General features: G+C 60.8%; 33 protein-coding genes and 1 tRNA gene. 20 read left to right on the top strand and 14 right to left on the bottom strand.

Translation table 11 applies throughout. From position 1 onward, the window contains the following. Positions 1–43: 43 nt before the first annotated feature. Positions 44–496: a VOC family protein gene (locus tag EAV90_RS31875; RefSeq protein WP_129145700.1), complete on the bottom strand. Its 453-nt coding sequence runs from the start codon at positions 494–496 to the stop codon at positions 44–46. Positions 497–966: 470 nt separating this feature from the next. Here EAV90_RS31875 and EAV90_RS31880 point away from each other — a divergent pair, with 470 nt between their 5' ends. Then, the gene (locus EAV90_RS31880; RefSeq protein ID WP_122403347.1) at positions 967–1,374 is read left to right on the top strand and encodes a hypothetical protein; all 408 of its coding nucleotides are present in this window, start codon (positions 967–969) and stop codon (positions 1,372–1,374) included. Between the two features lie 66 nt (positions 1,375–1,440). Here the strand turns inward: EAV90_RS31880 and EAV90_RS41320 are convergent, their stop codons facing one another. Continuing rightward, positions 1,441–1,563, bottom strand: a complete 123-nt coding sequence (locus EAV90_RS41320; protein ID WP_283809888.1) for a hypothetical protein — start codon at positions 1,561–1,563, stop codon at positions 1,441–1,443. A 304-nt stretch (positions 1,564–1,867) separates the two neighbouring features. Here EAV90_RS41320 and EAV90_RS31885 point away from each other — a divergent pair, with 304 nt between their 5' ends. Beyond that, positions 1,868–2,248, top strand: a complete 381-nt coding sequence (locus EAV90_RS31885) for a hypothetical protein (RefSeq protein ID WP_129145701.1) — start codon at positions 1,868–1,870, stop codon at positions 2,246–2,248. 222 nt (positions 2,249–2,470) lie between these two features. Here the strand turns inward: EAV90_RS31885 and EAV90_RS40945 are convergent, their stop codons facing one another. Next, positions 2,471–2,671 carry a hypothetical protein gene (locus EAV90_RS40945; RefSeq protein WP_122403345.1) on the bottom strand — a complete coding sequence of 67 codons (201 nt, stop codon included), beginning with the start codon at positions 2,669–2,671 and terminating at the stop codon, positions 2,471–2,473. Between the two features lie 324 nt (positions 2,672–2,995). On the opposite strand from EAV90_RS40945, the gene EAV90_RS31895 reads away from it, so the two are divergent. The 4 genes from EAV90_RS31895 (at position 2,996) to EAV90_RS31910 (ending at position 4,492) form a co-directional block, all read left to right on the top strand. After that, on the top strand, positions 2,996–3,187 hold the full coding sequence (locus tag EAV90_RS31895; protein ID WP_122403344.1) for a CsbD family protein: 192 nt from the start codon (positions 2,996–2,998) through the stop codon (positions 3,185–3,187). 279 nt (positions 3,188–3,466) lie between these two features. Further along, entirely contained in the window at positions 3,467–3,730 is a 264-nt protein-coding gene (locus tag EAV90_RS39810) for a hypothetical protein (RefSeq protein ID WP_162500288.1), read from the top strand. A gap of 298 nt (positions 3,731–4,028) precedes the next feature. Further along, positions 4,029–4,229, top strand: a complete 201-nt coding sequence (locus EAV90_RS31905) for a hypothetical protein (RefSeq protein WP_122403343.1) — start codon at positions 4,029–4,031, stop codon at positions 4,227–4,229. Then, a complete protein-coding gene (locus EAV90_RS31910; RefSeq protein ID WP_122403342.1) occupies positions 4,229–4,492 on the top strand; it encodes a hypothetical protein in 264 nt (87 codons plus the stop codon). The genes EAV90_RS31905 and EAV90_RS31910 overlap by 1 nt, the downstream gene beginning before the upstream one ends. Positions 4,493–4,891: 399 nt before the next feature. On the opposite strand, the gene EAV90_RS39815 is transcribed toward EAV90_RS31910, so the two are convergent. Together EAV90_RS39815 and EAV90_RS31920 are read right to left on the bottom strand one after the other, a co-directional pair. Then, positions 4,892–5,044 carry a hypothetical protein gene (locus EAV90_RS39815; protein WP_160118828.1) on the bottom strand — a complete coding sequence of 51 codons (153 nt, stop codon included), beginning with the start codon at positions 5,042–5,044 and terminating at the stop codon, positions 4,892–4,894. A gap of 58 nt (positions 5,045–5,102) precedes the next feature. After that, the gene (locus tag EAV90_RS31920; RefSeq protein WP_122403340.1) at positions 5,103–5,294 is read right to left on the bottom strand and encodes a DUF3072 domain-containing protein; all 192 of its coding nucleotides are present in this window, start codon (positions 5,292–5,294) and stop codon (positions 5,103–5,105) included. 91 nt (positions 5,295–5,385) lie between these two features. On the opposite strand from EAV90_RS31920, the gene EAV90_RS31925 reads away from it, so the two are divergent. Further along, positions 5,386–5,619 (top strand): hypothetical protein, encoded by a 234-nt coding sequence (locus EAV90_RS31925; protein WP_122403339.1) that lies wholly within the window; start codon positions 5,386–5,388, stop codon positions 5,617–5,619. Further along, complete coding sequence (locus EAV90_RS31930; RefSeq protein WP_122403338.1) at positions 5,613–5,840, top strand: hypothetical protein; 228 nt, start codon at positions 5,613–5,615, stop codon at positions 5,838–5,840. The genes EAV90_RS31925 and EAV90_RS31930 overlap by 7 nt, the downstream gene beginning before the upstream one ends. A 675-nt stretch (positions 5,841–6,515) precedes the next feature. On the opposite strand, the gene EAV90_RS31935 is transcribed toward EAV90_RS31930, so the two are convergent. Next, a complete protein-coding gene (locus EAV90_RS31935; protein WP_122403337.1) occupies positions 6,516–6,818 on the bottom strand; it encodes a hypothetical protein in 303 nt (100 codons plus the stop codon). A 422-nt stretch (positions 6,819–7,240) separates the two neighbouring features. On the opposite strand from EAV90_RS31935, the gene EAV90_RS31940 reads away from it, so the two are divergent. From EAV90_RS31940 to EAV90_RS31950, 4 genes are all read left to right on the top strand, one after another. Continuing rightward, entirely contained in the window at positions 7,241–7,537 is a 297-nt protein-coding gene (locus EAV90_RS31940; RefSeq protein ID WP_008558895.1) for an HU family DNA-binding protein, read from the top strand. Between the two features lie 65 nt (positions 7,538–7,602). After that, positions 7,603–8,097: a hypothetical protein gene (locus EAV90_RS31945; protein WP_129145702.1), complete on the top strand. Its 495-nt coding sequence runs from the start codon at positions 7,603–7,605 to the stop codon at positions 8,095–8,097. Positions 8,098–8,226: 129 nt separating this feature from the next. Beyond that, positions 8,227–8,361, top strand: a complete 135-nt coding sequence (locus EAV90_RS41325) for a hypothetical protein (protein ID WP_283810521.1) — start codon at positions 8,227–8,229, stop codon at positions 8,359–8,361. 637 nt (positions 8,362–8,998) lie between these two features. Continuing rightward, positions 8,999–9,196, top strand: a complete 198-nt coding sequence (locus tag EAV90_RS31950; RefSeq protein WP_129145712.1) for a hypothetical protein — start codon at positions 8,999–9,001, stop codon at positions 9,194–9,196. On the opposite strand, the gene EAV90_RS41330 is transcribed toward EAV90_RS31950, so the two are convergent. Next, a complete protein-coding gene (locus tag EAV90_RS41330) occupies positions 9,193–9,318 on the bottom strand; it encodes a hypothetical protein (protein WP_283809886.1) in 126 nt (41 codons plus the stop codon). The two genes, EAV90_RS31950 and EAV90_RS41330, sit on opposite strands and share 4 nt — an antisense overlap. Positions 9,319–9,403: 85 nt before the next feature. Beyond that, positions 9,404–9,634, bottom strand: a complete 231-nt coding sequence (locus EAV90_RS31955; RefSeq protein WP_122406685.1) for a hypothetical protein — start codon at positions 9,632–9,634, stop codon at positions 9,404–9,406. A gap of 275 nt (positions 9,635–9,909) precedes the next feature. Between EAV90_RS31955 and EAV90_RS31960 the strand changes: the two genes are divergently transcribed. Then, positions 9,910–10,194 carry a hypothetical protein gene (locus tag EAV90_RS31960; protein WP_122406684.1) on the top strand — a complete coding sequence of 95 codons (285 nt, stop codon included), beginning with the start codon at positions 9,910–9,912 and terminating at the stop codon, positions 10,192–10,194. A gap of 79 nt (positions 10,195–10,273) precedes the next feature. Here the strand turns inward: EAV90_RS31960 and EAV90_RS39820 are convergent, their stop codons facing one another. Continuing rightward, positions 10,274–10,438, bottom strand: a complete 165-nt coding sequence (locus EAV90_RS39820) for a hypothetical protein (protein WP_164937196.1) — start codon at positions 10,436–10,438, stop codon at positions 10,274–10,276. A 252-nt stretch (positions 10,439–10,690) separates the two neighbouring features. On the opposite strand from EAV90_RS39820, the gene EAV90_RS31965 reads away from it, so the two are divergent. From EAV90_RS31965 to EAV90_RS31980, 4 genes are all read left to right on the top strand, one after another. Continuing rightward, positions 10,691–11,452, top strand: a complete 762-nt coding sequence (locus EAV90_RS31965; RefSeq protein WP_164937197.1) for an SIR2 family NAD-dependent protein deacylase — start codon at positions 10,691–10,693, stop codon at positions 11,450–11,452. A gap of 266 nt (positions 11,453–11,718) precedes the next feature. Next, complete coding sequence (locus EAV90_RS31970) at positions 11,719–12,312, top strand: cold-shock protein (protein WP_376707259.1); 594 nt, start codon at positions 11,719–11,721, stop codon at positions 12,310–12,312. 114 nt (positions 12,313–12,426) lie between these two features. Continuing rightward, on the top strand, positions 12,427–12,912 hold the full coding sequence (locus EAV90_RS31975) for a DUF192 domain-containing protein (RefSeq protein WP_129145704.1): 486 nt from the start codon (positions 12,427–12,429) through the stop codon (positions 12,910–12,912). A gap of 136 nt (positions 12,913–13,048) precedes the next feature. Then, positions 13,049–13,125: transfer RNA gene (locus EAV90_RS31980), tRNA-Pro, on the top strand. A gap of 143 nt (positions 13,126–13,268) precedes the next feature. Here EAV90_RS31980 and EAV90_RS31985 read toward each other — a convergent pair. Continuing rightward, the gene (locus EAV90_RS31985) at positions 13,269–13,559 is read right to left on the bottom strand and encodes a hypothetical protein (RefSeq protein WP_129145705.1); all 291 of its coding nucleotides are present in this window, start codon (positions 13,557–13,559) and stop codon (positions 13,269–13,271) included. A gap of 845 nt (positions 13,560–14,404) precedes the next feature. Then, positions 14,405–15,700 carry an AlbA family DNA-binding domain-containing protein gene (locus EAV90_RS31990; RefSeq protein WP_129145706.1) on the bottom strand — a complete coding sequence of 432 codons (1,296 nt, stop codon included), beginning with the start codon at positions 15,698–15,700 and terminating at the stop codon, positions 14,405–14,407. 189 nt (positions 15,701–15,889) lie between these two features. Between EAV90_RS31990 and EAV90_RS31995 the strand changes: the two genes are divergently transcribed. From EAV90_RS31995 to EAV90_RS32005, 3 genes are read left to right on the top strand one after another with little or no spacing between them, the layout of a single operon-like run. Beyond that, a complete protein-coding gene (locus EAV90_RS31995; RefSeq protein ID WP_129145707.1) occupies positions 15,890–20,371 on the top strand; it encodes a tail fiber protein in 4,482 nt (1,493 codons plus the stop codon). Positions 20,372–20,381: 10 nt separating this feature from the next. Then, positions 20,382–20,843: a DUF1192 family protein gene (locus EAV90_RS32000; protein ID WP_129145708.1), complete on the top strand. Its 462-nt coding sequence runs from the start codon at positions 20,382–20,384 to the stop codon at positions 20,841–20,843. Between the two features lie 58 nt (positions 20,844–20,901). Next, positions 20,902–21,171, top strand: coding sequence for a hypothetical protein (locus EAV90_RS32005; protein ID WP_129145709.1), 270 nt, complete (start codon positions 20,902–20,904; stop codon positions 21,169–21,171). Positions 21,172–21,323: 152 nt separating this feature from the next. Here the strand turns inward: EAV90_RS32005 and EAV90_RS32010 are convergent, their stop codons facing one another. The 3 genes from EAV90_RS32010 to EAV90_RS32025 form a co-directional block, all read right to left on the bottom strand. Continuing rightward, positions 21,324–21,740, bottom strand: coding sequence for an ATP-dependent DNA ligase (locus tag EAV90_RS32010; protein ID WP_347338826.1), 417 nt, complete (start codon positions 21,738–21,740; stop codon positions 21,324–21,326). A gap of 1,242 nt (positions 21,741–22,982) precedes the next feature. Continuing rightward, positions 22,983–23,267, bottom strand: a complete 285-nt coding sequence (locus tag EAV90_RS32015; protein ID WP_129145710.1) for a hypothetical protein — start codon at positions 23,265–23,267, stop codon at positions 22,983–22,985. A gap of 230 nt (positions 23,268–23,497) precedes the next feature. Continuing rightward, positions 23,498–24,801, bottom strand: a 1,304-nt coding sequence (locus tag EAV90_RS32025; RefSeq protein WP_129145711.1) for a GAF domain-containing protein, incomplete at its 5' end; no start/stop codon positions are given.

A 24,801-nucleotide genomic window follows, 5' to 3' on the forward strand; every position in this document is an offset into this window, starting at 1 on the left:
GAGGGTGAACGCCCGCCGCGAGCGCTTGTTCCGGCGCGCAAGCTTACCAGTGGCCGGTGTTGGGCATCGATGCCCACGGCTCCAGCGGCGGCTTCGGCTCGCCCTTCTGCAGCAGCTCGATCGAATGCAGGTCCGGCGACCGGACGAAAGCCATGTTGCCGTCGCGCGGGGGACGGTTGATGGTGACGCCGGCCTTCATCAGCTTCTCGCAGGTGGCGTAGATGTCGTCGACCTCATAGGCGAGATGGCCAAAGAAGCGATCCTCGCCGTACGTCTCCTCGTCCCAATTGTAGGTGAGCTCGACCAGCGGCGCCCCCCGCGTCGGCGGCTGCTGCTTCAGCGCCTCCAGATCGTCCGCCGAGCACAGGAACACCAGCGTGAACCGCCCCTTCTCGTTCTCGATCCGCCGCACCTCCTTCAAGCCCAGCGCATCCTGGTAGAACTTCAGCGCGACATCGAGATTGCGCACGCGCAGCATGGTGTGGAGGTATCGCATGGTTATTGCTCCCTTGGATTGACGGAGGGTTTTGCTTTGGGCCGGGACGGCGGGAGGAGAGATAGCAGGAAAGTAGGGGGAGCGGCAGGGGCAGAAAAGCCTCGCAAAAATGATTGTCTGCCAATGTACCTCGAAGCTGAGGGGCAAAGCCGCTACTACTAACGGCGAATTCTTTCGTTTCGCCCCGCACGCATACCTTTCCACTTATTGCATCTACATGGCCGGAGTTTTTGAACGGAAGCACGACACTATCGACTCGATAGCGCGGTGAACCAGCGCAGCATTCGCCGCGACGAATGCCCGGAAACGAGATTCATTCGCCGTGACTTGGTTCAAACGATACATCGTGGGCTGCTCTGATCGCGGTGCAGGGCAGGGCGGGATGAGCCTCCGGCGCCGAGATCGTTGACGCCCATGAACGGAGAGCGGCGCAATTCGGACGCGGAGTCCCGAGAGTCCCGCGAGGTCGTATGAGACGGTTTCTTGTTTTCGTCCTGATATTCCCGCTGATACTGACGCTGATTCTGAGCGCACTCTCTTTCTACGAGGACACCTCGGTTGCCGACATGCAGGTCATGCCGGGCATGATCTGGAGAGGATATCTGATCGGCATCGTTCCGGCGCTTGTAACTGCGCTCGTGGACTGGTTGCTCAGGCGGCACCATCTCTCCCGCATTCTTCCGACAGCGCTGTCCGGGTACGCGCTTGCGGCTGGCGCGGGGCTCCTGATGCGCGATGTCAGCGTGTTTGAGGCCTTGCGGTTCGGCTTTATCGGCGCAGTTCCGGCTGCAATGTGCTCGGTGTTCTCGGGCAAGCAGAGGCTGGATGACGTCGCGGGCAATTACGCCGACAGTGCACTCAACTCAAACTGCAATTAGGCGAGTTTCCAACACTGTCACCGTAATTCGGAGATCGATGACGTGATCGCAACGACAGTCGCCGGTCTACAGCTGGCGGCCGAGCGCCAGCCGCGGGCCGAGTGGCGCAATCGCGAGCTGGCGGCCGAGCGCTTTCAGGCGTCCACGGAAACCTGCTGAAATGAGGAGACCGCCGAGGCGGCCTCTCACTGGCACCTCATACCTGTGCATGTCTCACTGTTATTTACCCCACAAGGATACGTCACCTGCTGGCACCGCGACGATTGTTGCGGTGCGGGCTTGGGTGAGTCGGGAATCTTGGGGGCGTTCCGGACGCCGAGGGCTTGGGTGTGGCTGATTGGGCGACATCTCGTCTGACCTGCAAAGGTTCATCTGAAACCAGGTGATCGATGGGGATACTGTCAGGTCGAGAGGTAACGTGTATCGCCTTCAACATGGTGGCCGGGGGAGCGGTGTGGCCGGGGGAGCGGTAGCTCGTACGGAACTATCGGACGTGCAACTCATTGAGCCGGTTGTTCATGTCAAGGACCGCCCTGTGAACCACATCGCCATTATCTTGATCTTACTCGTTGGCGGCTCTTCGCTCGCCTTGGCGCAGAGTGCGGGTGAATCGAGCAGTGGCGGAACTGCGGCCACCAGTTCCACAGGTTATGCGGGCGGCACCCTATCGACTGGGCATGCCATAAGCGGCACTGCTGGCTCCTCCGGTCCCAACGTCGGCAATGCGCTCAGCCATGCATCGACTGGCGGCGACGTGGATGCTTCCTCGGTTACTCAGGCTCCAACCTCGCACGATAACGCGGTAGATACGCCCGCCGCCCATCGCGCCATAGACAACTTGGGCAACACCGATGTCGGCATTCTCAAGAAGTAAGACCATGCCGCAATTGCCGCGGCTGGAGCTGAAGCCCGAAAACCGTTGCCTCGTGCCCTTTCAGCAGCTTCGCCGAATACGCGCCTGAGCGAGGCCGGATTGGCACAGTTGGTCGCGCGACGATGACCTAACCTCCCAAAGCCAGTTCGCCTGCGGTTACGCGGAATAGCTGGACAATAACAGTAGAGTTGCGCACTGGAGAAGCCGCCGTCCTGCTCGAAGCTAGATCATCCGCTCCTTGGTGACCCGCAAGCTGCGAACATAATAGCCCTGTCGCTGAACGGCTGACTTGATTTCATCGCTGACTTTGACAACTCTTATTCTGCTCTTGCGCCACTTACTCCGAGAGCAAACGACGGGTATTGCAGAGCCGTTGCTCAGAACAAGCAAGTCCCGCTTGCCATTGCGATAGACATCAAACACTTTTCGCCCCCGCTGATCGGATCGAAGTAAACACGAAATATGTTTCAGTCATTCTGATCGCGCAGCTTACTACCTCGAATGGCTGTGCGGGTTGTAAATGTGCAACGCTCCGCGACTTCTGCATCACCGAGCACGCAACGAAGCGACGGTAATGCGTTCAACTTCGTTGCCGCCAAGCCGGGCGGGCTGGTTCCTGGTAAATGGCGTCGAAGTGCGAAAACACGTCTTATTTGGCTGCTTAGCCGAGTTGTTCGTCAATGGCGGTACGAGGAACCCTGATCCTTTTCCTGCGTTTAGGCGTCATCCAGATCGAAGGAGCGCGTTATGGATCGCGAGCATGTGAAAGGTGTCGCCGATAAGGCCAAGGGCACCATTAAGGAAGGCGCCGGCAAGCTGAGCGGCGACAAGGACCTTCAAACGGAAGGCAAGGCGGACAAGGCGAAAGGCGCTGTGCACAAGGCCGCAGGTGACGTTAAGGATGCGGCGAGAGACGCAGCGGACGCCATGAAGAAGTGAGTTCCGCTCACTATCTAGGTTTTAGCACTCGCCGCTCCTTCCGGGCGGCGTTTTTGTTTGTGCTTCCGGAAGGAAAGCCCGCGGGCCATGCAGCGGCCATGAGAACCTGAGCACATCATCCACCAACTGGCCGTTGCGGCACCTTCGCCTCATTCCAGGCTTTGTTCTCTGGAGGGGGCTTTCGGAACTCTTGCAGTCCGCACGAGTTACAGAGCCGCCGACAGGATGGAGCTCTCTTGATCGCGTCGGTCGGCAGCATTTGAACAGAGAGAGGCGACAATGAAGGCACCACTTCTTGCTGGCGCATTAATCATCGGATGCACCGCCCCAGCACTGGCCGATGAGTACTATGTCGTGCAAGGTCCGAGCCGCCAATGCACGGTTACCACCACACGCCCGGCGGACAAGGAGGTCGTAACACAGATCGGTCCGATGGCTTTCAAGAGCCGCGTGGAAGCCGAAGATCGCATCAAGCAGACCAAAGTCTGCGAGGAAGGGACAGTCGGTAGTAGCAGCGGCACGACCGTCATCAAAGAGAAGTAATCGACAGCTCGTTCCCGATCGAGTCTGGCGTCGAAAAAGTCGCGCCCATTTGCTGTCGGCGCGACTTTTTATGTTTTCCAGACCACCAACTGACCCCAGATCTCGAGGACCGCGGTGATCTTCGCGGTTATCGATTTCGGGGCTGTGTCGCCGTATCCGACAGTCGCCACGCCTTCGGACGCCATCCGACTGCCGGCTCGCCCAATTCCCGCTTTACGCCGCATCCCGAAGTTTGCCGGCCGACATGGTCAAACGGCCGGCAGTTGAACCCCGCCAGCGATGGGGTCGACTAAACGCCATGGCCGCATTCTTCGCAGATCTCCTGTTCGATCTCGTCAGATGCCTCGTCGGTAGCTGGCTGAGGCAGGCTGCGGTCGCCGTTTGCGCCTGGCTCGATACGAAGATTCACGGCCGCGCTGCACGCTTTGTCGTGGGCGTCCTGCTCGGGATCGCCGCCTATTTCTTCATCCCTGTTGTCGCCGGGCTGTTGGGTCTCTGATGCCCTCCATGAAGACGAACCTCGTCATCGCACTGGCCGTCGGGGCGCTCATTTCGGCGCTGCTCCTCGCCATCGAGCCGCTGACCGACTTCGCTTATCTTTCGCTGGAGTGGCCTGGCATCACCGCCGCATATTTCTTCTGGGGAGCGATCGGCGGACCCACCTTCCTCGGCATTGCCATGTCGTGGCTCGTGAATGCGCTCATCTACGGTCTGGGTGCTTTCGTCATTCTCAACGTTATTAAGGTGCTGAGGGAAGCATGAAGCGGTGGCTTCAAAGGTTAGGCAAGGTTGCGAGGGTTGCAGCGATTGGCGGCACCGTCGCCTGGCTTGTGCCTTTGACGAGCTCTCCTCAAGCGCCCGATGCAGCGCATCCCGAGCGTTACGCGCACCGGCACGAGGTCAGGTATGTGAGCGAGGGGATGGAATTGACTCTCCGAATTCTGCTCGGCTCGTCCTTCACCCTGGCCATGCTGGCGTTTGGATGCCACTTCGCGACCAGGGACATGCAAGACGACGCTAGCTAGGCAGGCGTGTCGCCGAAGAGGACTAAGCTGCTTCGTTGTTGCAATTCAGCCCGGCGCGAACCACGCCAGACCGCGAATATCGGGATGTCAGGATGAGACTGATCGGCGTCAGCGCCTGTTGACCGTGTCCAGTCCCTCACGCCGTCTTCTCGCCACCCTTCGCGACGATCTCGACCTCGAAATAGCCCATGTCGCGCAGCTCGGCGGCCTTCTTCTCGGCCGCTTCCCTGGTATCCCGTTTCAAAATAATCTGCCCGGCACCGTCGCGGGCGCAAACGAAATAAGGCATTTTCGATTCCCAATTTCGTTTGCATACACACGGACTCGGGTCCCTGCAATCATGCGGGTCACTCGTCCAGCCCGGCCTCTTGCCGCATCTTGTCGATCAGCTCCGAGGCCTTGGCCTTGGTCAGCTCGCGCTCGGGCGGCTTTACGTGCGCCTGCTCGGCGAGGGTCTTGAGATAGGATTCCTGGGCTCCCGTCATCGGGTCGCCTCCGGAAACCCAGTCCTTCGGTTCCTTCCGGGTGTTGTCCGCCATCGCAAATCTCCGCTTTTCCGTAGAACGTCGGACTGGACTTGTCGTTCCGTTTTTGTTCTCATTGGGCCATATTCAAATCGTGAGGCTGAACATGCCGGACCTGGATTTTGTCAGGCGGGAGATCGAACGGATGCGCATCCAAATCGGCAGGCAGAGGAAGGAGATCCTCCAGCTGCAGCGGGCGGGCATCGGGACGGCTTCGGCCGAAGCGCTGCTGTCGCGGATGGAGGCGAAGGTCGAAAGTCTCTGCGGCCAGCGGGACGCGCTGAAGGATGCGGAACCGCATCACAACAAGGGCAGGGTGCTCGGCGGGAGGACATGGTGAGCAGGCGATGGTTCGACGACGAGAGAGACCTGTCGCCCTTCCTGACCGCGCTCGAAGACGTTCGCCGACGGGCGACGCGGGAAGGGTGGTGCTATGCCCACGTCCAGGCCATCATCGTGGCCATCGACCAGTATGCCGAAGCCGCGACGGGCAACCGCGAATATTTCCTGAACAAGCCGGTTTCGATCGGCGACAGGCGGAAGGCCGCGGACATTCCGTGAGGGCCATGCCCTCGTATCGTTGCTCGTGCATCGGATCGAAGCCCGAGGCGCGTACGTCGCTGCGCCGATCAGCGGGCCGAGGCCGAGGAGGAGGGCGCCGACCTCGCCCGACCGGGCGAAGCGGCCTTCTTCGGCGAAGCTGCCCGTCGGGCTTTGCCGGACTTCGGACGAGCTTCGGGCGCGATCCCGTTCTGCTCATCGAATTGCTTCAACCAGGCTTGGATGTATCGCGGGTCGTCGGGACAAAGCTGTTCAAGTAAACGAAGGTTCTTCGCTCTGAATTCCACAAGGGTTTTCGGCATAATGCCTCCTCAAACCCCGCCCCCTCGAGAGGGTGCGTCGGCAGGGGAACCGGGTCAACGGCAAAGAGAGGCTTGAAATTCCGGGCGAACTGATGCAGCGCGCAAAAGCGAAAACCCCGCCCTTGAGGAGGCGGGGTTCTCTATCGGGGTGAACTACCCGCGCTGCTTCGCTGACGGCAGATGCGCGGTTCACCTCTGCCCTCGGGCGAAATGAACCACGCGCCGCTTTGCTGCGGAGCGGCGTGGCCGACAAGCAAGCGCTGCAGAAGACTAAAGCGCGATGAGATTTGGATGAATCGTCATCGCGCTTTATAGCTTGTTGTTTACGCATGATCTTTCCGGAAAACCGCTTCGCACTTTTCCGGATCATGCTTTAGGCCGCAATCCGCTGATCGACAGGGGCCGTCAGGAACTTGAGCGCTCTTGCATGTGCAAGATCGGGAACCGCGATCGCCGTGTGGCTGTACATCGCATGCGTCCGCGATTTCGCGATCCTGTCCAGGATCTCGCTGCCCTTGATGACGTGGAGGCCCATGCCCTCCTCGGTGGGGAAGATCGCCAGCACGACATCGTAAGCCGCGATGACGGCTCTGAGCGCTTCGGCCTTGTCTTCGGCGACGTCGACGAAAATACGAACATCAGCTGCGAGTTCACGCAGCTCGTCAAAATCCAGCACTGTGGGGATACTCCAACGCAACGAACATGATGGGAGCTTGGCCGCGTTAGGTTACTGAAGCGTCAACAATGCCTGCGGAGCCACAGGTTTCACGCGGAGGTGACACGGCGGGTGGGATCAACTGGACTCTCGAACAGCGAAAGCCCCGCCTGGGGACAGCGGGGCTCTCTGGTGGGGTGAAGTTCAGCGACTTCAAACATAAGACGCGTCAACCGCTGAATGGTTCAAAAAGAAGGTGGGCGTGTCCGGCGGCATCATTCACAGGGCCGGGCGTCCCCGAGAACCGTGCTTGCGTTTTCGGCCTCGATGGGTTCTAAGCCCGATCACTTCATGACTTCTGGCATGAATCAGCAGCGTGCCCCCGCGGTTCGGCCGCGTCCCCAGCAGGAATTGCGCGCGCCCCCATTCAGAGGAATTCAGACATGGCGAAGATGACGAAGACCCAATTGATCGATGCAATTGCCGAGGGCACGCAGCTTTCGAAGAACGACGTGAAGTCGGTGATCGAGTACATGGCGACCGTCGGCTACAAGGAGCTCAACGAGTCCGGCGAGTTCGTCATTCCCGGCTTCGTGAAGATGTCGGTGGTGAACAAGCCGGCGACCGAAGCCCGCATGGGCATCAATCCCTTCACCAAGGAGCCGATGCAGTTTGCGGCGAAGCCCGCGAGCAAATCGGTCAAGGCCTCGCCCTTGAAGGTGGCGAAGGACGCGGTCTGAGCCGCCGACGATGTCATCGCGCCGGACTTCTTGCGACGGCGCAATGATCAAGGGCTGAAGAAGAGGTGGTGCTCGGCGATGGCGATGCCGAACACCGCCACGACGATCAGGACAAGTCACGGCGCGCGCCGCTCGCTCCGTCCGGGCGCGCCCTGCGGCTTTCCGCAAGCCGGGCAGAGCGAAAGACCGACTGGGATTTCGTTCTCGCAGAACTCGCAGATCATCAGCGGCTCGATGCGTATTCCGCGGCGCAAGCTTCAGTCGCGCCGAACGAGCTTCAATCGCGCCGAACGGCTGCGTCGCGCGGTTGCCGGCCCGCTGAATTTCGGACCGTCAATGCAGAAGGCGAGACCTCGTTCCGGTCGCCGCAATCCGCCCTTACCAAATCATCGCAAGAAAAAACCCCGCGCTTTCGCGCGAGGCTCTTCTCACCGACGGCGTTGGGATTTCAGCCTGGCCGTCAACATGGGCGTAACTTAAAGTTGAAATGCCAAAAAGCAACGGCGCCGCAACGACGGAGTATGTTCGTCTGGCGGCGCTGCCGCGTGACTGGGCGCTGAAATCCCCAGCTTCCATAGGTCCCTGCCGCGCCGAAAAGGTTCAGCACGAAAACTCTCCCGAGGGCTGGACTTTTTGTTCTCTATTTGTTCTAATGTGGGCAGCCTTGGTGGACCATTGGGAGGGTGCTCATGACCGTCGAAAAGCAGCGCGAAGTGATCAGGCTGTGGAACGAGCTCAGGAAGCTCGAGGGGCCCGCCGCAGAAGAGCTCCGCATCCAGATCCTCGAATGCTTCTCGAAAGACAAGTCGAAGCGGGCGGCTTGATCCATCGGCAACGACACGCGGCAATGCGCAGGCGCGGGCTCGTTCTGAGGGGCGCGCTTGCTTGTCGCCGCAGCGTTTGCCTGCGACGGGTCCTGCCGTCCGAGACAGCGCGCGCTTTCATCAATCATCCCTTTCATCAATCATTAGGAACTGCTCCACGCTGATTTTTGCGACTCCGATTCGTTCTTCGAGAACGAAATGGAGTCGGATGCAGAACAGGTCGCGCCAGGCCGCGGCGATGCGACCGCGCGTATTGGAACGAGATGGCGTGATGCTGGCGCAGTCCCCGCCGCTGTCTTGTCCGCAAGCAATGTGGTGAAGGAGGAGCCGCATGGAAGTGTGCCGGCCTGATCGAGGTCGCAAGAGGATTCGTTAAGAACTGCTCCGCGCCGTTTTCTGTGATTCCGATTCGTTCTTCGGGAACGAAATGGAGTCGAAGCTGGAACAAAGCTGGCCGGTCGTTCACCGCTCCTTGCGGCAGAGGTGCGCCTCTGGTCTGCCTAACGATAACTTGCACCGATGCCGATAACCCTATTCGGTTAGGTTAAAAGCCCAATCGCGTTGCGCTTGGCGCGGGTTGGGGTAGGTGTCGGGCAAAGACAAGCAAGAAACGACTTTGCCAAGAAGCAATTTTGCCATGATTCCTTTTTCGGAGCCGTCCTTTTTTCAAGGCGACCGGCACACCTACCGGCGCGTCGCCGTCGTCGGCACGCTGTTCTGTCTTACCTTCGTGGTGATCAGCTTCTCGCTGCGGCCGCAGGCGGAGGACACGCGCGTTGCGATCAAGGCCGACCAGCTGGTGCGCACGGCAGGCCAGACGGCGCGCGCTAATTAGCCATCATCGCCGTAGCTGCGATCGTCGGCCGGCGCTTGCGGGCTGGCGGCGCCGCGCGAGGCGAGCGCCACGAAGCCGGCATAGCCGACCAGATTGAGCAAAACCTCAAGCCACGCGGGCATCTCGGGGTCTCTTTCCACTTTCCGCTCAGCGTAAGGGAACTCAACGTCTGCGCGCAATCCTGGTTCCTTGCTCTCGCAAAGAAACTCAGACGGGAGAGGAGGGATCGAGCCGGCGGCCGAGGGTCGCGACGGATTCGCTCGAGGGCTGCTGCTTCAGGAACTCGGCGATGGCCTGCGCCAGCTCGCGGTCGCTCATCGGCGTCGGCGGCGGGCGCAGCGTGCCGACACCGAAGCTGCGGACGATCTCGTCGTAATGCTCATCGTCGGATCTGGGAACCAATTTGCGAATACGGGCCAGCAAAGCGGATAAGGGCAAACCTTCCTCCTCGATCGTCCACCCCGCTGGCAGCAATGGTGGTCTGCTGCCATTTGCTCCCGTGAGACTGAAAACCCCGCCAGCATCGCGGAGATGCTGACGGGGTTACGTGCTGATGCCTCTACCCGGATGGCCAAGGCTCACACCTGACGGATCAATCTGCATTCGGCGATTTCGTTCCCGGTGCATCGAGATTTTTCCACCGTGTCGTTTCTCCGGTCGCGCAACCATGGCAGGTGCCCGGGGTTATCCCGCGAGACGCGAAGGAGGACATCATGAAGAAAACACTGGCAGTTCTGGCCACCATCGCGGCCGTCGGCGTGACCGCCGTCGCGGCGCCTGCACCGGCTGAGGCGCGTGGCCGCGGCATCGGCCCGGGCCTCGCGTTCGGCCTTGCCGCCGGCGCGATCACCGCGGGCGCGATCGCCGCCTCCCACCCTTATGGCTATTACGGTCCCGGCTACGCCTACTATGACGGCCCGAGCTATTACTACGGACCTGGCCCCTACGCCTATTATGGCGGACCGTACTACCGCCACCACCACTGGCGGCATTGGTAGTCCCCAATAGCGAAAAGCCCGGAGCGATGCTCCGGGCTTTTTTCATTCGTACGCCTTCGCGCCTGCTTGCGCGATGATGCTAGGGCCAGAGCGATGGCCGCTCGACCTTGCGGGCGTTCTCCAGTGTCGACACGAAATATTCTTCGCGCTCGCGCTTGAACTTTTCCTGCGTGGCACGGAAGGCGGCGACACGGGCGGCGATCTCGTCGCGCTCACGAACCTTGCGTTCTTCGTCTTCGGTCATGTCAAATCCCCTCTACACCCGAGTATGTGCACATCCGAACTCAAGCGCTGCCGCCGCAATCACGTTGAGTCGCGTCAACACATCCATTGGCGCTCCTGAATGGGGCGTCAATGGGGAGGAGGCATTGCAGGATTGTGATAAGCGTAGGCCGGGAAAAATTGCGGAGCGCATTGCGTTCGCGCTTGATAAGAGAGTCAACGATCTTGCCGCTTGCGCATGTTGCTGTCAGGCAAAACGAGTCGGGAGGCGCGATTGATCGCATCGGATCTTCAGAGCGGCATCGAGCGCCTCGGTGGCATGATCGCCGAGGCCAGAACCATCGTGCCGTTCACCGGCGCCGGCATCTCGACCGAGTGCGGCATTCCCGACTTCCGTTCGCCGGGTGGAATTTGGACGCGTAACCGTCCGATCCCATTCGACGAGTTCGTTGCGAGCCAAGAGGCGCGGGACGAATCCTGGCGCCGGCGCTTCGCGATGGAGGAGGTCTTCGCGGCGGCGAAGCCCGGCCGCGGCCATCGCGCGCTGGCCTCGCTCTACCGCGCCGGCAAGATTCCTGCCGTCATCACCCAGAACATCGACAATCTGCACCAGGCCTCGGGCTTTGCGCCCGAACACGTGATTGAACTTCACGGAAATACCACTTATGCGCGCTGCATCGGATGCGGGCAGGCCTATCAGCTCGATTGGGTGAAGCGCCGTTTCGACGACGATGGCGCGGCGCCCAACTGCACCACGTGCGACGAGCCGGTGAAGACCGCCACGATCTCCTTCGGCCAGATGATGCCGGATGACGAGATGCAGCGAGCAACCGCGCTGTCGCAAGCCTGCGATCTCTTCATCGCGATCGGTTCCTCGCTCGTGGTCTGGCCGGCCGCGGGCTTTCCGATGATGGCCAGGCGCGCAGGTGCACGTCTCGTGATCATCAATCGCGAGCCGACGGATCAGGATGACATCGCCGATCTCGTCATCCACCACGACATCGGCGAGACTCTCGGGCCCTTTGTCGGCAATTGAGGCATCAGTTTGATTCGCGGCTGTGCAAGCTGTTCATAGGTTCCGGCGAATCTCTTTTTTGTCTATGCGCCGCAACCGGGAGTGTTATCTTTTGAGTCGAAGATTCGCGTCGCGTCGAACCGAGAACAATCTCTTAAGACGCGTGATTCGAGCGCCGCCAATGTGGCGGGTAGCATGGCAGTGTGGGGTCCGGGGTTATGGGGTCGTCGGACGGATTTGAGTCCAAGAAGCTTGGAGTTCCCGGACAGGGCACTTCGCCCGGGCGAATGACGCCGGGCGAACACGGCGGTGCCGGCCGCGAGGGCGCGCTCAGTCCATTCAGCGGGCTTGGTGAGACCGGCGCCAACCTCGTCGAGGTCCGTGGCGTCATCAAATGGTTCGACGCCTCCAAGGGCTATGGCTTCATCGTTCCCGACAACGGCTGGCCGGACGTCCTCCTGCACGTCACCGTGCTTAGGCGCGACGGCTTCCAGACGGCTTATGAAGGCGCCCGCGTCGTCGTCGAATGCATCCAGCGCGCCAAGGGTTACCAAGCCTTCCGCGTCGTCTCGATGGACGAGTCGACCGCGATCCATCCGGCGCAAATGCTGCCGCCGCGCACCCATGTCACGGTGACCCCGACCAGCGGGCTGGAACGGGCCCAGGTCAAATGGTTCAACCGGCTGCGCGGCTTCGGCTTCCTGACCTGCGGCGAGGGCACGCCCGACATCTTCGTGCACATGGAGACGCTGCGCCGCTTCGGCATGACCGAGCTCAGGCCAGGCCAGTATGTCCTGGTGCGCTTCGGGCCCGGCTCCAAGGGCATGATGGCGGCCGAGATCCATCCGGAAACCGGATCGCCGGGATTGCAGTCGCACTAAAGGCTCCAGTTCCCGCAATCGTGAGCAGAGGCGTGCCGGCTGGCCGGCGCGCCTCTTTCCTTTCCGGCGGTCGCCGCGTAAGGACTGGCCAAGTCCCACGCCTTGAGAGCTCCCATGAACTTTGATCGAAAGGCCGTCTGGTCCGTTGCGAAGGGCTGGCTTGGCGCCATCCTCGTCGTCGCCGGCTTGGCCGTCGCGAGCGCACCTGTCGGCGCCGCCAGCTTCCAGCCGCTCGAGATCGTCACCAAGAACGGCGTGCAGGTGTTCTCGGTGGAAATGGCAACGACCGAGGAGGAGAAGCAGACCGGCCTGATGTATCGCAAGGAATTGGCCGACGGCAAAGGCATGCTGTTCGACTTCAATCCCGAGCAGGAAGTGTCGATGTGGATGAAGAACACCTACGTCTCGCTCGACATGATCTTCATCCGCGCCGACGGCCGCATCCTGCGCATCGCCGAGAACACCGAGCCGTTGTCGACGAAGATCATCTCGTCCCGGGGGCCTGCCCGGGCAGTGCTGGAGGTGGTGGCGGGAACGGCGCAAAAGTACGGCATCCGCCCTGGTGATCGCGTCGGCCACCCTCTGTTCGGCAGCAAATAAGGCGGGCAGGCCCCGGGCGCTTGCCGGCCTTGCGGGCGGCTTTGGAAGCTTGCTGGCGTCTTTGGAAGCTTGCTGGCGCCTTTGGAAGCTTGCTGGCGCCTTGGGAAGCGTGTATCGACAGGGCTTGCCGGACATTCGGGGTATAGCGCAGCCTGGTAGCGCGGCAGTTTTGGGTACTGCAGGTCGTTGGTTCGAATCCAGCTGCCCCGACCAACTAACCCGCTGAAACTGCGGCGACATTTGTTCTCCTTTCCATGCTGATTGCGCTCGCGCTTACCACGGGGAAGCACCGGGGAAGCACGAGCGCGGATTTTAGGTCAGTCGAGCGGGTTTTGTGTAGTCCGCCGCCATCGATCTCAATGCAGCGTGTTCTCCATTGCTGCCTTCGCTTCCATCATTCGTAGCGCCATCGGCAAGGTTACCGCGGCATCGATCTCAACCAGGTTGCCCGGCAGGGCACGGAATTGACCGGCGGCCTTGCCTTTGAGAGGCGCCAGCATTGCGGCGGCAATTGCCGAGCTGACCTGACACCGGACAAGGCCGTTATTGTCTTCAATGGCCAGGATTAGGTCGGTACCGCGGCGGGCGAGCAGGGCGCCAAGATCAGTCGAATGGGAAGAGGTACGGAGGGCGACTTGGGTGCGCATAACGTTTTGCCTTTCGAGCAAGAGTTAGAGTCCAGGGGCGAAATGACCGACGTTAGAGCGGCCCCGCACGTCTTTGGGCTTGCGCCTTGGACATTCGCGCGCGGCCCCTGGACAATCTGATGATGCCGACTAACCGGAAATGGCATTCGGCTAACGTTCGGGCTTTCGACCCGGGATCAGGATGAGGCCCGCCGAAAAATCAGCAATGAATATTTTGTCGATAAAAGTCTAATACGCAAAGCCCGACACCTTGGACTTTGATGTTCTGTTCATTTTGTCGATTTGCGCGCTTTTGTCGGGTTTTCAAACCGCGCAAAACAATACAGGAAATGACTGTGCCGCAGATACTTTTGTGACTCGAACATTTGAGTGGCGTCAGCGACTTAGCTAGACTCAGTGCGCCGAATAGGAGCGCACATGAGGAAAAAGCGAGTTACGCCGTCGAAGGATCCCGCAGTGATCGCGCTCCATCGCGTTATGACCTCGCGCACCGATGCGCAGTATGACGCCGCAATAGCAGACCTCGAGACGTGCCCGGCGCTCACAGCCCAAGGCGTGCGCGCAAAGCGTAATTTGGAGCGGTCGCGCCAGGCAGCGCTTGAGCAAGGCGATCGCTTGACACCGGAGGGCCGCATCATGATGGGGCGATTGGCCGACACAATCGACGAAGGACTGGCACTGCTTACACGAGCCGGCTTGAGGACGCCTCGGCCTCGGCCGGCACCGACCACGGGCCCGCTCCCTACCCCTAGGGGGGAGGCGCGGCTCGCAGTCCAAAGGCCGCAAAGCCGATCGGCTAATTTTCGGATTCTCGGGAAGTCGAAGGTCATCCGTGCCGGTAGAGGCTAGCTTACTGAGGGCCAAGATACGCTGAACTCCCATGACGGATGGTATCCGCCCAAATTCCAAACGTCTTTGTCGATCGTCATCATCAGTTCGTCAAAGCTCTGCGGTTCTCCAACTTCATACTTCGGGAACGTCACGCTACCCACAGGGACTGTAGCGCTCGGAGCGTTTGTATACCCGTGAACATAAAGGGGGTCTGAGTTCATCAGCTCAATCTCGAGAGCAAATGGCTGCGTTGGGCGAGCATTTGCTGAACGGATAATCTGAGCGGCTTGGACAACACACGCGACGTTCCAGAGCAGCTCTGTGATGTCTAGGAAGTCTACGCGCGGCTTCGGGCTCTCGACCCTTTTTTGCCAGATAAAGCGTTCAATAAGCCCTTCGCTCGTCACGCGGTCTCTTCCCAGACAGCTGGCGCCCTCCAATTCACGTTCAACAGCCCTAAGCCGAGGCGTCCATGCGCGGGTTGTGCGGAGATCGCGCCACATGAGGTGCCTGATCTGACCGGCGCCGCCGAACGTACGTGCAGCTATCTGCCTCAACCACGGTTGTTTCATGATGTCCGCGAGCAAGAACGGTGCGAGCGGGCGAGCGGTGACACGTAAGGCCCAGATGCTAACCCAAACGCGGCCGTCCCCGTCCGGCTGATAGATTCCCTGCAATCCATTGTAGGGATGAATACGTTGATGCTCGTGGGGTAGCCACGAGAAGAAGCGCTCAGCGCTGTCTTTAAAGGCTTGGCCAGCATCTGCGGCGGAGCGCGCCTTCTGCCGCGTCATCTCCTGAATCTCAAGCATGCTCATCGGTTCGGCACGGTCGTTCCGGCGAACATAGCAATGGTTGTTCTGCGTGTGCCGATGGGGCGCGAGATAGGATTCAAGCGTTCGCAAAATGATCACACCGCTGGCGCCGTCGCCCTCGGTCACGACGCCTTCGCACTCAAATACTGGAAGCTTCGGCTCTACGCGGTCACTTATCGCTTGATGTAGCCGGGCCGCGGCCTCCTTGCAGCGCGGTATCGGCAGTATCGGGGCCTTCGCGCGCTTGGTCGCGGTATCTTCATCGATACCGACAACGAGCGTGCCGCCTACAGTGTTCGCAAAGGCAATGATCTCAGCGGCCAGTTCATCCTTTGCCTCGTCACCGAGCTTACCGCCAACCATCCAGGGATCGTCACCGCCCTTCTTCGCAGGCAAGGCGCGCTTGAGTTCAAAATCTATAGTTTCGGCGGCCTCATTGTCGATTGCTGCTTGAACTTCAGAGTCAGTGACTTCCGACAAGCGGGTGGGAAACATGGCTCATTCCAAGGTTGTCCGGGACGCTTCATCTCTTCGCGCGTCGCCAGGCATGCTTTAGCAACGCCAACTATTCACTTTCCAATAACCGCGTCTGAGTTACACTTCAATACACGGACGTCTACGCCGCTTCGCCGACGGCACCCACCGCGCAATCCCGCGCATTTCCTCTCGCCCCGTCAGCGAACAATGTCATCCACCCCTTACGACCGTCAGACGTCCTTTGCGCTGTTCAGTGCAGAGAATCCAAGAGCTCAAATCCCGGGAGATCTTGTCGACGCGGAGTTCAACGCCGTCAAGCTGGCGATGGACGACACCCAGCAGAACCTGGCCAAGATCCAGGACGACGACGGTGTCCTGAAGCGAGGCTCCGTCGGTCGAGCGCAGTTCGACAGCAGTGTTACTCTCGGTTTTGCAGCTCCGTCGCAGTGGGCGACCGGTGTTCTCTACACCGCCGAAGTCAACACCGTATTCCACAATTCGATCTTCTACATCGCGAACACGACCCACACATCCGGCGTCAGTTTCGACGCAAGCAAGTGGGACGAGATCGCCGATTTCACGGCCGCGGTGGCGATCACCGACGGCTCGATCACGTCTGCCAAGCTGGCCGACGGCGCGGTCGCCGCGAACAAGCTGGCCGACGGCGTCGTTTCGAACTCGAAGCTTGCGACCGGCGCCGTCACGACGACTAAACTGGCCGATCTGAACGTCACGACGGCGAAAGTGGCTGACGCCGCGATTACGTTGTCGAAGCTGGAGCCGAGCATCGCCATGCCCGCAGGCCTCGGCCCGCTGCCGTGGTCGGGCGCAACGCTCCCGGCGGGATGGGATTGGGCCGACGGTGGCGTGCTCCTTTCGGATACGCCGTATCCTGCACTTCGTGCCCGATACGTCACTGACGGCTTTCCCTTCGGTCAAGACGGCTCCGGCAACCCGAAGAAGCCCGATATGCGGGCGCGTTCCCGCCGGCGTGGACGTTATGAACGGTTCTGCTGCGGGACGGCTCACCGCTGCTGTCTCGGGCTTCGGCGATGCATTAGGGGGGACCGGTGGCGCTCAGTCGGTGATCCTGACGTCGGCGCAGATGCCGTCACACACCCACAGCGTCACGGATCCGGGCCACACGCACAGCTTCAACAACAACCCGGTCGTGACGGGTACAAACAGTATCCAGACGACGAGCGGCAATACCTACATCGTGCCAGGAAGCCCTCAGACGTCGACCATCGTGGCGAACGTCACGGGCATTTCGATCCAGTCGACCGGAGGCGGCGGCGCGCACAACAACGTTCAGCCGACGATCGTGCTCAACTATATCATCAAGGCTCACTGACGATGCCGCAGTCGATCGAATTCGAAGGCCAACGCCACGAATTTCCTGACGACTTCACGCAAGCGGACATACAGCGCGCGTTGAGGTCAATGCCTGGCGTATCAGGCGGGGACCGACCAATTCAGGTGCAAGGGCCGGACGGCACGGTGGTCGAATTTCCGCCCGGCACGTCAAACGAGGAGATGACAACGGCTTTTCGAAAGCATTACGGCTCGCCAGTACGGCCGCCACTGCCTTCGCTTCCGCCTGGCTACAAACTCGATCCGCCCAACCGGCATCCGACGCTAGTGCCTGTCGATCATGATCCGTGGGCGGCTTTTCCCGACGCGAAGCCGCCGTTTGATCCTTCGAAGCCCTATCAAGTCGTCGACAAGCCGCCTTTCGATCCCACGAAGCCGTTCCAAGCCACTTCAAATCCCGCGCCGCCGGCTGCCCGACCAAATCCCTTCGACCGGTTCGATGGCCTGCCGACGCCTACCCCGCGACCGGTTACAGACCCTGCGTTGCTGGCGCAGCTCGAGGGTTCGGCGCCTGCCGTGCCAATGACGCCGTCGGGTCGCATCTACGTCACGCCGGCCGATGTGCCGCAACAGCCCAAGCCCATCGAGCGCCCCGCGTCGATCCTGCCAAGTAGCGTGGGCGGCGCGGTGCGCGACTTCCAGGTCGGCGCCCAAGGCGTCGGCAAGGGGCTTACCGACATCGTCACCGGTCCGTTCGATCTCGTGGCGGGCGCGCAGAACGCGCTCGTGTCCGGCATCAACAAGCTGGCCGGAACGAACATCCCGATGGCCACGCCAGCGTCCAAGCTGGTCGAGAAGGCCGTCGACGCCACCGGCATCCCGGTCATCGACCCGGCCACGATGTCGCGGAGCGAGGAGCTCGCCTATGACGCCAGCCAGTTCGGCACCCAAGCCATCGGCACCGGCGCCATGTTGGCGCAGCGCGCCCCGCAGGTGGCGGCCGCAGCTACGCGATCCGAGACCGTTCCTGAGCGGGTGCTGGATCACATGGCGCGCCCCTATGCGGAAGCGCCGGCGCGGACGTTAGTGGGCGATACAATCGGCGGTGTGGGCGCTGGCATCGCGGTCAACGCTGCCGACAACTACGTTCCCGATGATGCAAGCGTCTTTGGCCACTATGTCGGGCATGGGTTGAAGGACGTAACAAATGCATTGGCCCCACTGGCCGGCGCTTCTGGCGCCAACACGTTGCAGGCCGGCGCCGAGGGTCTTGGTGGCTTGATCCGAAATCTGGCTTCGAAGACCTTCTCGTCCGCGCCGGCGCCGATCCCGCTCAACCCGAATACAAAGGCCCCGTATAGTGCTGCCGATGTCGACCGTGCCGCGGCAAAGATCCAGTCGGCGGCTACCGGCTCCCCGCGAGCCCTGGCGCAAGACATTCGAGAAAACGCGGCCGCGCTGGCGAAGCCGGAAGAGGGCGGCACGGCGGTCCAGGCCTCTGCTATACCTACATCGGGGCTGCTTTCAAAAGATCCCGGCCTCATCGCAGCCGAGCAAGCCGCACGCCTTAAGTCATCGCCTGAGTTCGTCAAGCGAGACCAGAACGTCAAGGCGGCCACGGCCGAGCGCGTGGACGCCATGCGCGATCCGGGAGCGGACCTGGGCGCGGTCATGCGCCGCGCGGCCGAAGCGCGCGCCGAGCGCATCAGCGCCGCGGAAGGAGACGTCCTGCAACGCCAAGACGCGGTCAACTCGCTCGATCTGATCCGGCGCGACCAGGGGCAACCTCTCAGCGTTATTGCCAATAGCGAAGCCAAAGCCAATGCCTCCCACCGTCTCGATCGGGCATTGGTCGAGGAGACCTATCTCCCGGCCCGCGCTGAGAAGAACCGCCTCTTCGACACCGCCCCGGGCCGCAATCAGGAGCTCCCAGCACACGATGTATTCGGAGCGATCGATCGTATCCGCGCCGGCGCGAATAACCTGGCCCCAGGAACTCTGCCCGAAGACTTCATGCGCCGGCTGAACGCTCTGCGGCCGCAGATGATTGAACACCCCCCGGAAAGCGGCCAAATGGTGAATGTGGGCGGCCCCGGGACGGCATCAGGGGCCGATTTGGCCGACCTTCGAAAGTTCATCGGGCCGGCGCAGCAGCAGGCGCAAGCCCGTGGCAACTTCGACCTGGCCGACAACCTCGGTCGACTTCGTGCAGCCATCAACCGCACGATCGAGGAGGCTCCGGGCTACGCCGAAGCGAACGCCAATTACCAGCAATTCGCCGAGCGCTTCCGCCCCGAGCCGAATGACGCAATGGCAAAGTTCACGCGTGCGATCGATCGCGGAGGCCAGAATATCCACGGTGAGCTCAATCGCGGTGCAACACCGCCAAGCGAGACAGCCGGACGCTTTCTGAATAGCGCCGAGAGTGCTGCGACTTTGCCGCGCGCACTGCAGGGCTCGCCCGCGATCACGGCGGCCGAAACAGCCCTGCGCGATCATTACCGATCGAGCTTGGCGATGTCCGCGCTAAACCCGGATGGCACGATTAATCCGATCCGCGCGTCGGCATGGGCAAATAACCACGCTGAGATCCTGGCGCAGTTCCCGGCCATCCGGCGGGAGTTCGATGATATCATCGCTCAGGCGCGCCGCGGCGAGCAGCTGTCTATGCAGGCGCGCGCTGATCTGGAGGCAGCTCGGACGGCACGGAAAGCCACCGAGGCCGAAGTCGACCGGTCCGTCGTGGGCACTTTGATCCGGGAAGATCCGCGGGATGCAGCTCTAAGTATCCTTAGCGACAAGTACGGTGGACCGAAGAAGCTCGACGAAATCAGCACACTGGTCCGCAACGACGCGCAAGCCCAGCGCGGCTGGAAGGCAGCGATGTCGGAAGTTCTGGCGGATAAGGTGCAGGGAACGCGGCAGGTCGGTGAAACGCTCGAGGTCCAGTTCGCGCGGCTGGCCAAGGAGTTCAGAGACAACGAGACGCTGCTCGCGAAGACTTTCTCGCCGGAGGAGATGAACAATCTCCGCCAGGCACACAAGATTTTGTCCTATTTCAAGGAAGCAGAAAAGCGAGCGACTGTGGGCAGCGACACAGCTGAGAAAATCAACATTCCTGGTTGGGCGCAGCTGGCCGTTCGACACTTCAAGGGTGATCTCGCCGGGGGCGGCTTGATCAAGCGATTCAAGCTCCTCCTTGAGATGCTGCCTTCGAACAAGCAGAATGCGGACGAGATTATCCACATGGCATGGTTCGATCCGAACGTGGCGGCGTACCTCCTGGAGCGCCCAATAAAGAACCCGAATGTGCCGCAGTACAATATTGACTTGCGTCGTCTGATCGCGGCCGCCAACGCATCGCGCGAAGATTAGGGAGACCTGAATGCCTTCTATCGCGGCCTACGATCTCACTGAACAACAGCGAGCATTGGTGCGCCTTATTGTCAGCGAGGGCAGGCGGCCCGAGGAGGCTGCGGAGCTCGCTGGCTACCACCCAAAATCGGTCTATAAGACCATGCGGCTGCCGGCAGTCGCTGCTGCGATTTCGGAGTCCATCCAGCTGGACCTGGCAGTTGTTGGGGCGCCGTTGGCTTATCGGGTGGCGAAGTCGCTGCTCCAAGATGCAAGCGTCAGCGCTCGCGTCCGAGCGGACCTTTCTATCAAGGTCTTGGATCGGGCAGGGCACATTGCGCCAACTCGCAAGGAGACGGCCTCTCAGCAAAAGTCACTCTCCGAAATGTCTCGCGACGAACTGGCTGCTTTCATCGCGAGTAACCAAGCCGAGATTGACAAGATTGAGGCTGAGCTTGCGTCGCGTGCGAAGGACGTGTCGTATCTAGGCTAGGCGCTCCGAGATGATTCTCTTTCGGTAAAAAGTGGTACATTCCCGGAGAGGAACGACCATGAAGGACATGCAAGCGCACCTAGAGCTACTTCGCGCGCAAATTGCAGAATGCGAGCGCATGCAGCAGGCCGCAACGAGTGAACTCAAGCGCAATGCGCTCGCGAGGCTGCTTGCCCGCTACAGAGCTATCGCGGTCGAGCTGGAAGAGGCGATAGCAAAAATGCCGCCTCGAGACATTTTGCTAGATCGTACCAAGGAAGCTCGGCAGGTCGCCAAAGGGGCCGCCGCCGACCTGCGGGCACTTGCCAAGAAGCTCCGTCCCAAGTGAACTAAAGCCGCCTCAGTTCGTAGCTTCTTCATATTGCTCGTTCTCAAAGCCACATGACCGCACTTCCCAGGGCTGGCTTGCCGACGCACAGAGGCCGCCAACGCACCACTCGCGCAGCGCCCGAGTTCTCTCTGATGCCAGTCAGACGGAGTTCATAACTCCCTTCCGATCGCTGGATGACTGCGGTTCTTGACCTTGATCCAGAATTTTTGCCGGCCGCCGCGGTAAGGCCGATCGCGATGTTTGGACACGAGCCCTTCGAGACCCATGCGGCATGCGGCGCGGAATAGGTCAGGCCCGATCTCGCCACGCTCAAACGGCGCCACCGTAATCCCGTCCGGGCGGCGAGCTAATAGCCTCTCTAGATTTGTCTTACGGAGGTGCAGAGGCAGGCCGCGCAAGTCGTCTTCGCCCATCGCAAGAATGTCGAAGGCGTAAAGCTGGACTTCGTGATCATGCTTGCGGGAGTGCAGCGCGTTGAAGTCGGAGATGCCATCTACTCCGAGGATCACGGCCTCGCCATCGATCACAAAGCGCTTCTGCCGGTTCTTCAGCGCCGCCTCAGCAATCCAGGGGTAGCGCTTCGTCCAGTCGTGCCGTTGCGCGAGAGGAGGCGCACGCGTTCGTTCTCCCGAATGACTAGCATCCGGTAGCCGTCATGCTTCACTTCATGAATCCAGTCTGGCCCTGAGGGCACCTGCTTGGCGGCAGTGGCCAGGCAGAGCTCGTACGCCATACGCATGAGCTGAAGATAAGATTTCCCGCGGCGTTTACGAGTAGGAACAAGCGGCAGTGTGGCGAATTGCTTCTTTGCTCCGGCCTATCCACGTACCCCCCGATGCCGGAGCGGCCCCCAACGGCCTCAGCCGCCCAGCTGAGGCCGTTCATTTAGTTTACGCTGGCAACTGTGTCCCGTCCGTCTCGAAGTAGAACGCCGCCGGGCTCGAAATTCGTGTCCCGGCAGCGTTTTATTCTCGAACTGAGCGCTGAAATCCCAGTTAGCTTACCTTAGCAATGATCATGCCATAAGTTATGACGGCAAACGGCCTCAAGCAGCTCCGGGGCTGGCTCGGATGCTGAGGCCGTTCGGCGCAGCCCTGAAAATAGGCGCGCGTTGCATATCCTTTCTGATCGTGGCCGGATTCGCAAGGAATACGTGGACTGACTGTACATTAAGTGGCTCGAGCAGAGGCCTGTCGGTTCACACCCGCCGGGCCCCGTAGTTCTCCGGGCGAGAACAGCTTGTGGTGATAATCAGTCCGCCTTTGTTCTGTGAGCGTGTATTTATAAGTGAAACACTAGGGTCCGGACTCAATTGATCCACTAGAGGTGTGTAGGTCACGCTGGCGGCCCCTGTATTTCGCGGTTCTTCTGGAACGGCAGCAGGAGTTCGTGCGTCTCTGAACAAAGAGAAGCGCCCATGCTGCAAGGCGAGCCATCAAAAGCTTTGCTCCGCTGCCCCAAGTGCAGCTCGTGCCTCCGAGTTGTGGAGAAGGTGTGGGATTCCAAGAGGAGGCGGCACGTGCGCATCTACGAATGCCAATGCGGGGAACTGGTTTGGGACGAGTAATGACGCCTTAGCAGGCGATGCCCGCCCGATCGATTGACGCGCATGATGACACCAGCGGAATACTTAGAACGGGCCGAACGCTTCGCCAGAGCTGCGGAACAGGCTTTGGACCCAAACGCCCGGTCCCAACTCGAAGCCTTGGCAAAGAGCTATTCGGTTCTCGCTAAGAGCACTGCCGTTCTGGATCGCTCGGGAAAGATCCTTGAATTAATAGAGCAGCGCCGGAAGGAGTAAGTCCGCCTCAGCTGGCGGCCTCTTTCGGGACATTGAGGCTTGGTCCGTCGGTCTTCAGCCGTACATATGTCCCGCTCTCGTGGAGCTCGAGCCAGCCTTGCTGGACAGCATACTTCATGCCAGCGCCGAACTCAGATCCGCTGCCCTGCAGGGTGTAGAGGAACGGCGCGTTGATCTTCTCGATATGAATGCGGCCGTCTTGGACAGGCTCGATGCTGGCGGTGAGCTGGACCAGCTGGCGCGCCGCGGCTTCAGGATCTGCATAGGCACGTGGGACAGCGAACTTCGTCATCTTTCATCGCTCTCGGGTCGGTGGCCCGTGATGGCCATCTTCGGATTACCTCGCTCAAAGTCGGGCCGGACGTCGGCGCCGCGGGCGCCACAGCCCTGACATACGAACTGGGGCTCAATGTCCGACAGCCGCACCTCGTCCGGCCACGGGGCGCCGTCGTCCAAGGCGACATGGTTGCCGCAGTGGCAATAGACCAAGATGCCGCTCAGGCCCATCGCCCGGAACCGACGTCAGTCGTCGCTTTGGTGACTCTGGATGTCTACCATCAATTGGTTCGCCATTTCCTGTAAGCGGTGACGATCTCGATTGGCGAACTCTCGCGGTTGAGTATCGATTACACAAAGGCAGCCCACGACATGACCGGATGAAGTTCTCAGCGGCACTCCTGCGTAGAAGCGAATGCCTCTCTCCAGCACACGCGGATCATCGGCGAAGCGCGGATCCTCGGTGACATCCTCGGACACCAGCATATCGTCTGCAGCGATCACATGCGCGTCGAGGGAGCCCTCATGGTTGCCCTGCAGACCTGCTTGAACTTCCTGGGGGAGCCTGTCCGGGGCAGTTGGATGAGTATCATCGACCAAGGACACCAGCGCGATCGGAACGTTGAAGGCTTGCGCGACCTTTCTGGACGCCTCATCCAAGGCCTGACGTTTCGAGGCATCCAAGCCAAGGCTGCGTAGCGCGGTGTGCTGCGCCCGCTCGACCTCAGCCGTAACCTGGGGCGCATCGCCGCGAGCTGCCGCCCGACCGATCCATGCCTCCACCTGCTCGGTGCAGGCTTGCAGAGATGCGAATGCTGCGTCGGCCGCCATCTGCCTCTTGAGCTCTTCCGCCTGTTCCATTCCGGCAATCAAATTCCAGCAGCAGACGACAAACTTCACTTGGGGAGCCCGGCGACGTAGGCGACGAAAGACATAGCGCGCATAAACCTGGGGCTGCGGGTGAAAATAGGACAGGCACACCACGTCCACCCCCTGGAGATCAAGCTGCTCCAATGCTCCCCGGCTGACCACGATCGGCGGCAGGACTTTGGCGCCGATATTGCGCTCCTGAAGCACCTGGGCGAGCATCTCCGACGCTGCATGGTCAAGCTCCGTACGTCCGGCGAGACAAAGGACGCATGATTGTTGCGTCAGATGATTTCCCTCTTCCACAGACGCTTTCTCGCGGACATGGTCGTCGACCTCCCGCACAATCGAGATAGCCGTATCCGCGACGAGGCGCCGGTAGTTGGTGTCGATACTGCTGCGCTGGCGATCATTTTCCGCCAAGCGCAGAGCCGGAATGCCTACGTTGTCGTACAGCTCGCGCGAGGAACACTCGTCGACATAGTTTTCGGCGAACTCGACCGCCTCCTCAAGGTTGCCAGCCAATAAACGCTGGTAGAGCTGCTCTTCAGGCGCAAGCACAGGATCGCTGCCAAGCAGAACGCCCAAGAATTCCAACTGCGGGACGTAGCGCCCGATGACGACCAGGCAGACGGTCAAAGGTGTCGCCAGGAATAGCCCAACGGGTCCCCACAGCATCGTCC

The sequence above is a fragment of the Bradyrhizobium vignae genome, assembly GCF_004114425.1.
Taxonomy (GTDB): domain Bacteria; phylum Pseudomonadota; class Alphaproteobacteria; order Rhizobiales; family Xanthobacteraceae; genus Bradyrhizobium; species Bradyrhizobium vignae.